Raw genomic sequence first — 12,645 nt, forward strand, 5'->3', positions numbered from 1 at the left:
GCCAGTCGTCGCCTGCAGGAGAGTAAGCATCCCCAGCGATATTCAAGCGACCACGTTCAGCAGCAACAAAACCATTTATGTCCCCTTGTTCGCCGTCAAACGCAACGACCAGCTCGCCATCTTTGATATCGATAGGAATATCTGGGCCATGAACGCTTAGATTACGAAGCGCAAGCTGCCCCTGTAAATCGGGCTGACTGGTGGTTCCTGCAATTTGTATACGGCCATTTAAGTCGCCCTCTAAGCGATCCATGCCCACCACCAACGGGCGGTAAGGTGCTAAAGAAAGCGCTTGGGCGCTTAGCTCGCCACTAAGACCACCACGACCAAGTGGATCACTAATGCTGAGATCGAGTGCCAGCTCACCAGCATCTGCAAACGACAGTACAATATCGGCATCAGCTTGAGCCTGACTGGCGTCTAACTGCGTGTTTAAACTAATCACAGGAAGCTCTACGGGCTGGCCGTAATCGTTGACTGCCGTAATCGCTAACTCACTTAATACCTGAACATCGGCTTGCCACTGAGCCCCGCCTTGGCGCCAAGCTGCAACAATGTCTGCTGTCGTATCACCCTCAAAGCTCCACTCTTCTGGCAATAAAGGCTCGAGTGCTTCCATCGGCACTTCTCTGATGCTCAACACCGCGCGCCCTTGGTCGGCCGATGCGGCAATCTGTTCTTGCGAACAAACAAGCCCTCCTTCTTCGCGACGCACACAGAAAGGTGAGAGTTGCGCTTGGCCGTTAGCTAGGTTGTAACGAATATCAAGAGGGGCTTCTAAACGTAGATTGCCGAACTCGGAGTCGATTTCCAGCGGTGTTAGTTGGCCCTGGTACTGCTGCGCTTGTTGATCAAAACGCCCATCTAGCGCTACAAGTGCACGGCTTAGCATGTTATCGGCTTGGCCGTCGATACTGACAGTGAGTGCGTGCTGAGATAGGCGTCCGTTAAGCTCAAGGGCAATACTCGAAAATGCCTGCCCACCTGCATTGACTTGCTGCAAACCAAGGTTAATGTCTAGCGTTGGGTCTTCGATTCCCTCGATATTGCTGGTCAGTGATAACGTTTCAATACGGTTTTCGGCAAACTGCAAATCACGGCCAGTTAATTCGGCTTCCACCTTAGGTTGGCTAATGCTACCTCTGGCCAGAATATTACCTGTTAATGTCCCCGCTAAGTCTGGATGCAGCGTTTGTAATTGGCGCAATGCAATCTCGGTATCTAGCGACATTGCTTGCTCACTAACTTGACCAGAGGCCGTTAATCGGTTGTCTCCCTGAGTGAAAAGTAGTTCTTGGATATCTACTTCAAGCGCACTGTTAGCCTCTAAAGAGGCTTGAAGCGCCAAGGGATACTCCTGGAGCTCCCCAGTAATATCGAGGACTGGCAGGCTGACTTCCCATAGGTCGCCGGTTTGACGCACACTAGCGGTAATATCACCATTGAGATTGCCGTTGAGCTGTTCGACAAACAGCGATGGATCGAATTGATCCAGTTGGATGGTGGTATCAACCCGTAGTGACGAAGCCCAATTCACTTCCCCTTCACTACTCAGCGAACTGTCATTAATCGCTAGGGTTAGCGGCGTCCAGCGGAACGATGAAAGATCTCCGTTGCCACTGAGTCGAATATCGGTGGCCGGCACTTGCGGGCCTTGAGCGTTTAAGGAAAGCGTTGTCTGGTAGGCTTCCAAGCTGCCGCTAGCAACGATGTCTATATCTTCAACAACATAGGGTTCTGCCGATGACTCATCGCTACTAGGTTGTGTGAGGGGCCACTGTAGGCGGTTACTCTGCAGTCGTATATTGAAGGGTAGCGTCGGTGCCAGCGCATCGACTTGAGCCTCCAGTGTTGCATTAACGACACCGGCTGCCCCTAAACTGGCTGTCAGCTCATCTAGGGATCCTGACAGTTCCAAAACAAGCTCTTCGCCACTTAGCTCAGGAAATATTTCGGGTAAAAACAAGGTTGTCGTTAATCGAGCATCTAACGGATAGCTGCCTGATAATGTGGCGTTGGCTGTTAAGTTCGCCTCGGCATCAGGCGTGAGCAACTCTAATGAGCGGAGCGTTATTTGGCTGCCTTCGGCACTCGCAACCACGGCTAATCGTTCGACTTGGTAATCAACGGCTCCGCTGACAGTGACGTCAGTCACGGTGAAGGATGCTAAGTCGATATCAATGGGCAGCATTATTTCAGGTAGCTCAATTCGCTCCCGTGCTGCTAAGGCTTCGACCGCTTGACCTGGTTCTGCTATGACCGGTTGGGTAACCATAACCGCACCATCAATAGCAGATGCATGTAACGGTGTCTGGATACCTTCTGTCAGTTGGGTGCCTGCCGTGGGAGGCAAGTACACGGTTGGCTGCATGAGCGTGGTGGGCGCGATACTGACAAGATGTTGCTGCGCGGTAATCGCGGTTGAAAACGACTCCCAGCCGACGCGAGTTCCATCAGCTAGCTGCAGTTGGACGTTAGTGAACTCAACTGAACGTAGTTCAATAGGAAAAGGCAGTTGGATGCTAGGCATCCCATCAGATTCTGGTGAGTCTGGCTCCGCTTCAGTGCTCTCGCCCAAACGTATATCTGCGCCTTCTACATGAAGTTTGTCCAGGCAAAGCTTACCTGACAGCACACAATCTTCAGCCCAGGCCAGCTCAAGGCTGTCGACGTTGATGCGTGTCTCACCAAGCGATAGTTGAAAACCGCGCAATGCAAACTGGTCAAGCAGTGCGCCTTCTTGGTGTTCATACGTAAAGAAGCCCCGTTGCTCGCCTTGAGAAAACAGTTGACCTGTTCCCCAAGGGGAGAGCGCAACGCCGAGCAGCAGAGCGACCAGACCAAATAGCCAGAGTGGCAGCACAATGACTAACCGTACAAGACTCCACAAAAACAACCCAATGCGATGTTTAACTGAGAGCGGTTGACGCTTGATAGATGCCGCTTTTGCAACCTTAGCCAAAATGCTCTCCTAAAATTCCGGTCCGATGGAAAAATGCAGGCGCCAATCGTCTTCATCGTCAAATGGGTGTGCTACATCAAGTCGGATAGGGCCCACAGGGGAAATCCAGCGTACGCCAACCCCTGCGCCCGTCTTTAACTCTTCTGGCCCCCAATTATCGAAGGCATCTCCAGTATCGACAAAAGTTGCTCCCCACCAGTCGCCAGTCACGCGACGCTGGTACTCTAGAGTCGAGGTCAGCATTTGCTGGCCGCCACGTAACAGCCCTTCTTCATTTCGCGGAGATAGGCTTTCGTAGGAGTAACCCCGGACACTTCGGTCACCGCCCGCAAAAAAGCGTAACGAAGGAGGCAGTTTATCGAAATTATCTGTTTCGATAGCGCCGATACTTAGCCTTGCCGAAAAACGATTATCATCGCCAATGGTGCGAATCCATTCTGTGTCACCCGTCATACGCGCGAACTTGGCATCGGATCCCCATATCGTGTCTGAATACTCGAGCGATAATTGTTGCCTATCTCCCCAAAGCGGAAACCGCTGAGGACGCGTTCTTGTACGGGACCACTGAATGCCTGGATAAAACAGCAATACTTCATCTGAGACTCCCCCTTGGGTGAAGTCTTCATAGGTCGTACGGAAGTAAAGTGTTTGTACCCAGCGATTTTCAAACTCCCATCGACGAGCGATTTCCACGGTACCCTCTAACGATTGGGTATCGCCATCATCCAGGTTACGCACGCCATATTGCAGACGATAGCTATCGCGTAACGGATCTTCTAACGGGATATTGTAAGTCCCTGTGAAGCGCTGGTCGGGGGCTGAAACATACAGATCATGATCCAGGCTATGGCCAAAGCGGTTAATCCATGGCTGTTTCCAGCCAAAGCGCATGCGCGGCCCTACGTCAGTTGCAAAGCCAATCCCGACTTCAAATTGATGGCGATCGGCAGGCTCTACACTTACGTCAATAGGCAGACTGGTATCGTCCCGCTGAGTGACACTAAGTGCGCTGACAAGCGCTGCGCTGGACAGCCTAGGACGTTGAGGCTGCGATGCCGTTGCTTCATTCCACCACGGTGAGCTTCCTGTTGGCGGCGATAGGGTCAGCTCCCGCGCTGTCTCTAAGCGTGGTCGTACCGTCACAGAGCTGAACCATTCTGTCTCAGCTAAACGTTGATTATAGCGGGCTATCGATTCCGCTAGATAAGGCTCCCCTGCTTCAAAGGTCTGCATTTGAAGCAAACGCTCAGGTTCGATATGACTACCTGAAATAGTCGTATTGCCAAATTGATAGCGTGGGCCGCTGTCGAAATCCATATAGAGACGAGCGCTTTCAAGGTATGGCCTTATTTCCATTCGGCGGTCAGTAAACCCCCAGTCGAAATAACCACGCTCAAGTGCTAGGCCTGAAAACTGGTTGCGTAGGCGATCCCATGGGGCATGCCGTAGTGTATCGCCTTCCTTCAAGGGAAATGCATCGAGTGCTTCCTGAAACGGAGGGTCATCGCTTGCTTCACCGCTGATATTGACAGAAAGCACGTCGATTTTGACCGGCGAGCCGGGTTCTATGCGAAGTGTGATAGGTGAGCTATCAACATCAACCGTAATGTCAGGCTCGTAGTAGCCGAAAACGCGCATGGCTTCTTGCGCACGCTTACGTATTTCGCCTTCCAAACGGATATCGGTGTACTGATCTTCGTCAATGTTCTGTAAATAGGCATCAATATTGTCCTCTACTTCACTACTGACACCATCGATTGACGCGTTAAGTGCCCATACGGGAGCTGACCACGTTACAAGAAGCGGTAAAACCACCTCACGAGTCGCTTGTTTAACGGTAGGCCATCGCCGTATTCTTTCCATGCAGTTCATCCCTAACCAAATCAGCGACTCGGTGGCTTTATTACCCATTGCTTTATGCTGGTGACAATTGCTAGCGGAGCATCTCCATCTGAGCACTAAATGCCAGCTGGGCTTGCCGCACTTGACGGATATCACTCTCTAAGGTGTTTAATCGTTGCGCCCATTGCTGTTCAAGCGCTTGTAACGCTTCTTGAGTAGCTGAAGTATCAGTGCTGCTTAGCATTTCAAGGGTTGAGTTTACCTCAGTAAAACGCTGATCGACCTCTTCTTGCCATGCAGTAACATTTGTTACCAATTCGCTGTTTTCGTTTTCTAACTTAGCAATATCATCGAGTCGGTTGGTAGTCGCAGATAGGCGCTGCGACAGCATCTCTTCGAGGTAAGTTACCTCTTCTGCTAGATTTTGCCGCCCAGACATGCCCGCTTGCTCAAGTGAGTCAAGTGATGTGCGTATAGCGGCAAGCTGTTGGTCACGCAACGCTGCTTGTTCTTCCAACTGACTAATACGCTCAGCAATGCTGCTTAGGGCATCACCATTCACGAGCTCTTCGTTTGACGTCAAAAGACCGTAGAGTTCCTCACGGGTACGTGTCACCGCAACGGCTAATTGCTCCTGTTCTTGGAACAGCGTTGTCATCTGTGCTTGTACAAAGGCTATCGCATCTTGCGTGTCCGTGTCACCCGAGTCGAGTCTTGCATGAAGATTAGAGACTTCTCCACTTACTCGATGGACCTCTTCTAATAAGCGCTCTCTTTCATACCAAAGGCCCACCGCGGCGGCACCCAGCGAAATGATAATAAGCATCATCAATAACCACAATGGCCACAGTTTGGGCCCCCTGCGATGACGCAAGTGTTGTGCGGTCAAGCTTTGGTCCACATCGGGAACAATGCGAGAAGATGCAGTACTGTTGGGCATGACTTTTCCTCAATGCGTTGTGGGATCTGCTCGACGCCCGATTCCTCTATACCGTAAGCCACAGCTAGCCACGAAGGCTGGGTCATAAATATTTCGTCCATCCAGCACCAACTTAGCGCTCAATAACGAGGCTAAACGATGCCAGTCAGGGTTCCAATAAGTTTTCCACTCAGTCACCAGCATCAGTGCGTCAGCTCCTTCACATGCCAAGTATGGGTCACTGGTGAATGTAGTTAGATCGTTTCGGTCACCGACCGCGTTGAGCAGCGCGGGGGTTGCCGCTGGATCATGAAGATTTACCTTTACGCCTTGCGCCCATAAGGCAGCAAGGAGTGTCAGCACAGGCGCGTGATCGATTCGAGTGGTTCCTGGTTTAAAAGCGGCTCCCCAAATAGCAATCGTTTTGCCGGCTAAATCGCCCTCGAAGAGCGTCCAGAGTTTCCTAAATAACGTCTCTTTTTTCTGTTCATTGATGTCCATTACTTGCTCTAGCAATGCCGAATTACGACCACTGGCTGACTGAACATCAGCTAAGCGCATTAGGTCGCGAGAGAAATTGGGGCCACCAAAGCCACAGCCAGGGTATAAATATTCATAGCCAATTCGGGTATCAGCGCCCATACCTTGGCGTACATGTTCAACGTCAACTCCGAGCGTATCTGCAAGGCCTGCAATCTCGTTCATGTAGCTGATACGTGTTGCCAGCATGCCGTTTATAGCGAGCTTAGTCAGCTCAGCCGCTCTACAAGGCATACGCTGGAACACATCATTGCGGCGATTAAAGGCACGTAAAAGCTCGCGCGCCACCTGTTCACCGGTTGCATCGTCACAACCGAGCAGCCAGCGTGAAGGACGCGTAAAGGAGAGCCAGGCCCGCCCTTCTTCCAGGGTGTCAGGTAAGGCAACGCTACTGTGCTGGGGCCCCATAAGCGCGTGCAACTGCTCTGTTTCGCCTACTGGAAATGTTGAATTATTAATTAATACAGCACCACTATGGTGCTCAAATATAGGGGCTTCAAGCAGTGTCTTGGCCGCTTGGCGCTGATCGGGCGACAGAGCCAACCAGACCACATCAGGAGAGTGAGCCTGCTCTGGCGCTTCAATAATTCTCAGTGTTTCACTGGCTAACGCTTGTTCAATATGCGTCATTAACTCAGGTTCACTGCGCAGCCAGTCCGCCTTTAAAAGCTGTGGCCATGGTGCGCTTTCGTGTAGTAGCCACTCAACTTGATGGCCTACCCAGGCTAATGCTGCGGCGGCGGTAGCGGCACTTAGTTCACTTCCGTGGAGTAACACTCGCATTCATCACGCTCCCTGAGAAAATAAAAGTCGCGAAAATAGGGGGTTAAGATTCATGTCGCGTTCCTTTTCATGCGTTCCTTTCCAGGAGTGGTTAGAATGACATAATACTGAACGACTAGTTGGTTGCCACCTTCATGCCAACTTACCGACAATGGGAGTTAAAACATGCAAGCGATACCTCAGGATAGCACTACTCATCGCAACCACGACAATGTCGACGCAGCGGAAGTTGCGAAATTTGAAGCACTTGCTAGTCGTTGGTGGGACGCAGAGGGGGAATTCAAGCCGCTGCACGCTATCAATCCCTTACGCCTTGACTTTATTGACGCGCGTGCAGGCCTAGCCGGTAAAAAGGTGCTCGATGTCGGCTGTGGCGGTGGGATTTTAAGTGAATCAATGGCTCATCGAGGAGCTAGTGTTACCGGCATTGATCTTGGAGAAGCGCCTCTTAGCGTTGCCCGGCTACATGCGACAGAAAGCGGTGCATCGGTGGATTATCGACTGATAAGCGTTGAAGCGCTTGCAGCAGAGCAGCCAGGGCATTATGACATCGTAACCTGCATGGAAATGCTTGAGCATGTGCCTGACCCTGCATCGGTCATTCGTGCTTGCAGTGAGCTGGTTCGCCCTGGGGGTTATGTTTTCTTCTCGACCCTAAATCGCACCCCCAAATCGTATGCTTTTGCGATTTTAGGCGCTGAGTATGTGCTTAAACTATTGCCGCGCGGCACCCATGATTATGCAAAATTTATCCGCCCTTCTGAGATGGCCGCATGGGCGAGAGCCTCAGATCTTGAGATTAACGAACAAACGGGGCTGACCTATAACCCACTGACTCGTCACTACCGCTTGGTCGCAAACGATGTATCGGTCAATTACATGATGTATTGCCGGAAAGCGAGCCAATAAATGTCAACATCAATACCTGAAGCCATACTGTTTGATTTAGACGGAACTCTTGTTGACACTGCCCCTGATCTTGCTGAAGCAACGAATGCATTGAGACGGCATCATGGGCTGACACCACTGCCCTACGGGAAAATACGAGGCCAGGTTTCTAACGGCGGCAGTGCCTTAGTAACCTTGGCTATTGGTATCGAAAGTGGTTCTACTGAACACGATACGGCGCGGCAGTATTTGTTAGATAATTATGAACAAGCAGTTGCTGTTCACAGTCGGCTATTTGAACCCCTTGACCAATGGCTAGACCGCTGGCACTCAGCATCACGCTCGTGGGGAATCGTAACGAACAAACCAAGACGCTATACCCTTCCGCTGTTAGATGCATTGGCGCTAACGCCAGGGGCTCTTTTATGTGCAGATGATCTAGCGGTCAGAAAACCCGCTCCGGAGCCTCTTTGGGAGGCTGCGCGCAGGCTTAACGTGGCGCCACAAGCGTGTTGGTACGTCGGTGATCATATTCGTGATATGGAGGCGGCAAAAGCGGCGGGAATGACGGCTGTCGCCGTTGGCTACGGGTATATCAGTGAGGAAGACGATTATCAGCAGTGGCCAGCTGACTTATGGTTTGAAACCTGTAAAGACTTAGTCGATGCTCTGGCTGCTTTTCATTGATAGCGTTAATTGAATGAAAATGCCTAGAACATCGACAAGCGGTGCGGTACGTCAGAAAGCTATGGGCAAGATGCATTTATGCACGTGGTGGTTGAGCGTCAAACTTCTGGCCACTAACCCCCGTGCTGTCTGGCCCCATAAGCCATAAGTAAGTGGGCATAATTTCCTCAGGGGTACGCAGCGTCAACGGGTCCTCACCTGGATAAGCAGTTCGGCGCATTTGGGTACGTGTTGCCCCTGGGTTTAACGTATTGATCCGCACAGTAGACTGGTTTTCAAGTTCGTCAGCAAGCACTTCCACAAAACCTTCAGTGGCGAACTTTGAAACCGAATATGCCCCCCAGTAGGCCCGGCCTTTTCGTCCAACGCTTGATGAGGTGAAGACCACAGAAGCATCAGCTGACTGCTGAAGCAGTGGTAGCAACGCTTGGGTCATCCAAATAGGCCCATTGATATTGACCTGCATGACTTGTTCCCACAGCTCTGGATTGTACTGCTCAAAAGGCGTAATTCTGCCTAGCAAGCCAGCGTTATGTAGCAATCCATCTAAACGGCCAAACTCTTTGTCCAGCGTTTCAGCCATATCGTGAAAGTCTTTGAGCGTTGCGCCCTCAAAGTTGAGCGGAAAAATTGCCGGCTGTGGTCCGTCTTCTGCTTCAATTTCATCGTAGACACGCTCAAGCTTGGCTATCGTGCGGCCAAGCAGTATCACAGTTGCCCCATGGCGGGCGTAGGTAAGTGCCGCCGCACGTCCAATTCCATCACCCGCACCGGTTACCAACACGACGCGGTTTTCCAAAAGATTGGACGCAGGTTGATAGTCGATTTTGCAGCTCATGAGGTTTCCTTGATACAAAAATGTAAACAGACGTTATCCTGCAGACTGACGTAAAAAGTCATTGGCAAGCCCTGCCGCGCTACTCTGCGGGTAATCATCACGTACTTGTTCGAGCAGTTCACGACTGCGTTCAGCCTCGCCCTGCCGTGCTTTTACTAATCCTAGCTTATAAAGCGCATCGGGGACTTTACTGCTGCCGCTGTACTGCTCAATAACACGGCTAAATGATTCATCAGCAGCGCTAAGTTCGCCTTCAGCAGCATAAAGTTCTCCCAGCCAGTAATAGCCGTTAGAGGTCAGACTGCTGTCGGGGTGATCAGTGACAAAGGCTTTAAACGCATTGATCGCATCTGCGAATTGACGTGCTTGAACGTGGGCAAACGCTGCTTGGTAATCAGCCTGAGCGTCTTCACTGACGTTCCGAGCAGAAGGTGCGTTGGCAACTTGCTCTGCCGCCTCGGGCTCCACTGCAGGCGTCGATTGCTCAATTTGGCTAGGGCCGCTATTCATCAAACGATCTTCAATATCCAGGTACTGCTGCTGTGATTGCCGACGAAGCTGCTCTAACTGGTGTCGCAGCTCTTCAATTTGACCACGTAGCTGCTGGATCTCTGTCTGATGCTCTTGCACTTGGTTAAAGAGTACCAAGTTACCACCAGATGCTTCCTGGCGTTGAGTTTGCTGATAAAAGCCAGACCCGCTTGATAAGTCTTGAACGAGGGGCTGTTGACCAAAAGCTGTCAAGGGCAATACGGACAGCGGGAGCACAATGGCTCCCGCACCGCACAGCCTCTCAAAATAACGTTTGAGACTGTGATTCATGATGACTCCAATCATTACTTAGTTAGCGTACCTAGCGCCTAATAGCGAGTACTTGATGTTGAGCACCTAGGTACGCCAATGCCATCAGTAGTTAAAGACGACGCGACGGTTTTGAGAGTAGGCACTTTCACCTTGGCCGCTAGCAGCCGGACGCTCTTCACCATAGCTCACGACGCTCATTTGCGAGGGAGACACGCCTTGAATATTTAAGAACCGCTTAACAGCACCGGCACGACGCTCACCAAGGGCCATGTTGTATTCGCGAGTGCCACGCTCGTCGGTGTGGCCATGCAGAACAACTTGGGCGCTGGGATTAGCACGCAAATAGCGAGCATGAGCCATCACGACTGATTCGTAATCGCCCTTGATAGTGTCGCGGTCAAAGTCAAAATAGATAGTACGGACTTCTGGAATGCGTGAATCGGCTTGTTGACCAGCGCCTGCGCCAGAACCTGATGTAGAGCCATACTGGCCACCAGTGCCAACACCTGAGGTGCTAGTCCCTGTGCCGCTGCCATCCTGGCTTCCATAAGAGTCACCATCCTGGGTTCCGCCGGTGCTGGAACAGCCAGCGATTACTACGATAGATAGCGCTACTGCTAATGAGCGAGCCAACGGTTTAAGTTGCATAATCAGACTCCTTGCCTGAAAACAAAAAATGTAAACTTTTCGTCAATCAATTTAAAAAAGGTGACCACGCGGGATCGCGAACATCACCCTGCGCTGCGGGTAATCTAAATGACGAGCGGCCATCCGCTGAAACGGCACTTAACACCCCATTACTACCCTGTTGGGTAGCGAAGATTACCATGGTCCCGTTCGGCGCAACACTAGGAGATTCATCTCTTGTTGTTTCGCTTATTACAACAAGACGTCCCCCATCACGCTCCTGACGCGCAACTTGGTATCCACGGTTGGAGCGGTGAATTAAAAAGATTTGCTCTCCGTCAGGTGAATAGCGCGCGCGAGCATTGTAGTTACCGGTAAATGTAATGCGATTTGCTTCACCGCTACCTAGCAAGTATTCATAAATCTGTGGTCCACCGCTACGGTCAGAGGTAAACAACAAACTACGTCCATCGGGCGCCCAAGTTGGTTCGGTATCAATGCTACTGTTTTGAGTTATACGCTCTACTGAGCGATTACCGATGTCTAGGATATAAATTTCTGGTTGTCCATCTTTGGACAGCGACATAGCGATTTTGCGGCCATCAGGTGACCATGTAGGGGCACCATTAATACCGTCGAAAGAAGTTGCCTGTATCCGTTGCCCAGTTGAAACATCTTGAATATAGATAGCCGGACGCTCTGTTTCAAAGGATACGTATGCCAGCTTCCGGCCATCGGGAGACCATGCAGGTGACATAATCGGTTGGTCGGAGGTAAGCACTTGTTGACTGTTACGTCCATCCGCATCGGCCACATACAGACCAAATTGCATGTTATCGCCCAACCCTTGAGCGGTTACATAAGCAATTTTAGTTGAGAAAGCCCCCCGGATATCGGTAATTTCTTCAAAAATTTGATCGCTCATATAGTGAGCAGCACCACGCAAATCGTTCACATTTGCCGTGACCGTTTCGCCAATCATACGGCGCTGCCCACTGATATCCATTAACTCAAATTGAATCTGATAACCACTATTTGTCTGTTGTGCTCGGCCTACCACCAAATATCGAACATCAAGCGAACGCCAAGTGCCAAACTCAACGTCATCCGCCTGGCTTGGCCTATCAAACATGGCACTGCGTTCTAAGGGCGCAAAAAAACCGCTGCGCTCAAGGTCGTCCTGGATGATTTGAGCCACGTCTTCAGGCATGTTATCGCCGCCTGCAAAGGGAACGATACCAATCGGTAAAGCCTGGTCGCTCCCACGTGTTATTTCGATAGTCAGGTTTGCATTTGCAGTTGCATAACTACTAACGAATAGCAGTACGCAAAACAGCCACACTTTGCTTATGGTTTGCATCAGCGAACATCCCCCGGGGTAAATCGCAGATTAATTTGACGTAAGTTACGCTGCTGCTCTGCGGGCAAATCCCTCAGCTCGCTGAACGGAGCAGCGTGTTCAACAGCCTGCATTGCAGACCGATCAAAGGCACTATCACCGCTGGATGAGGCGATAGTGGTTAAAAGTACCTCTCCTGATGGGCCAAGCCTTACTTGAATCGTAGCACTCATTGCGTCACTGGCACCTGCTGGAATTAACCATGCCTGCTCTACCGCTCGACGCACAATATTAATAAAACCATTCGCTGCTTGCTGCGCCTGCTGTGCGTTAGCAGCAGCTTGGGCTTCCCCCTCTAGCTGACGCTGCATGGCCGCCTCGGCTTCCCGTTGGCGCTGCGCTTCTGCCTCGGCTTC

General features: G+C 51.1%; 11 protein-coding genes. 2 read left to right on the forward strand and 9 right to left on the reverse strand.

From position 1 onward, the window contains the following. The 4 genes from INT22_RS14110 to INT22_RS14125 form a co-directional block, all read right to left on the reverse strand. Positions 1-2,962, reverse strand: a 2,962-nt coding sequence (locus tag INT22_RS14110) for a translocation/assembly module TamB domain-containing protein (RefSeq protein ID WP_226912745.1), incomplete at its 3' end; no start/stop codon positions are given. A gap of 9 nt (positions 2,963-2,971) precedes the next feature. Then, positions 2,972-4,825, reverse strand: coding sequence for an autotransporter assembly complex protein TamA (gene tamA / locus INT22_RS14115; protein ID WP_089040870.1), 1,854 nt, complete (start codon positions 4,823-4,825; stop codon positions 2,972-2,974). A gap of 70 nt (positions 4,826-4,895) precedes the next feature. After that, complete coding sequence (locus INT22_RS14120; RefSeq protein WP_089038385.1) at positions 4,896-5,744, reverse strand: hypothetical protein; 849 nt, start codon at positions 5,742-5,744, stop codon at positions 4,896-4,898. Positions 5,745-5,753: 9 nt separating this feature from the next. Continuing rightward, positions 5,754-7,046, reverse strand: a complete 1,293-nt coding sequence (locus INT22_RS14125; RefSeq protein ID WP_089038386.1) for a nucleotide sugar dehydrogenase — start codon at positions 7,044-7,046, stop codon at positions 5,754-5,756. A 165-nt stretch (positions 7,047-7,211) separates the two neighbouring features. Here INT22_RS14125 and ubiG point away from each other — a divergent pair, with 165 nt between their 5' ends. Continuing rightward, positions 7,212-7,955 (forward strand): bifunctional 2-polyprenyl-6-hydroxyphenol methylase/3-demethylubiquinol 3-O-methyltransferase UbiG, encoded by a 744-nt coding sequence (gene ubiG / locus INT22_RS14130; RefSeq protein ID WP_193060448.1) that lies wholly within the window; start codon positions 7,212-7,214, stop codon positions 7,953-7,955. Continuing rightward, the gene (locus INT22_RS14135) at positions 7,956-8,621 is read left to right on the forward strand and encodes an HAD-IA family hydrolase (RefSeq protein ID WP_193060449.1); all 666 of its coding nucleotides are present in this window, start codon (positions 7,956-7,958) and stop codon (positions 8,619-8,621) included. Positions 8,622-8,697: 76 nt separating this feature from the next. On the opposite strand, the gene INT22_RS14140 is transcribed toward INT22_RS14135, so the two are convergent. From INT22_RS14140 to tolA, 5 genes are all read right to left on the reverse strand, one after another. Beyond that, positions 8,698-9,459, reverse strand: a complete 762-nt coding sequence (locus INT22_RS14140) for a YciK family oxidoreductase (protein ID WP_193060450.1) — start codon at positions 9,457-9,459, stop codon at positions 8,698-8,700. Between the two features lie 33 nt (positions 9,460-9,492). Beyond that, the gene (gene ybgF / locus INT22_RS14145) at positions 9,493-10,281 is read right to left on the reverse strand and encodes a tol-pal system protein YbgF (RefSeq protein WP_089038390.1); all 789 of its coding nucleotides are present in this window, start codon (positions 10,279-10,281) and stop codon (positions 9,493-9,495) included. An 84-nt stretch (positions 10,282-10,365) separates the two neighbouring features. Next, complete coding sequence (gene pal, locus INT22_RS14150; RefSeq protein ID WP_193060451.1) at positions 10,366-10,911, reverse strand: peptidoglycan-associated lipoprotein Pal; 546 nt, start codon at positions 10,909-10,911, stop codon at positions 10,366-10,368. A 46-nt stretch (positions 10,912-10,957) separates the two neighbouring features. Continuing rightward, a complete protein-coding gene (gene tolB, locus INT22_RS14155) occupies positions 10,958-12,250 on the reverse strand; it encodes a Tol-Pal system beta propeller repeat protein TolB (RefSeq protein WP_089038392.1) in 1,293 nt (430 codons plus the stop codon). Beyond that, the coding region (tolA, locus tag INT22_RS14160) for a cell envelope integrity protein TolA (protein WP_193068432.1) at positions 12,250-12,645 on the reverse strand (396 nt) is incomplete at its 5' end. The genes tolA and tolB, both read right to left, overlap by 1 nt.

The sequence above is a fragment of the Halomonas sp. 3D7M genome (assembly GCF_014897885.1).
Lineage (GTDB): Bacteria > Pseudomonadota > Gammaproteobacteria > Pseudomonadales > Halomonadaceae > Vreelandella.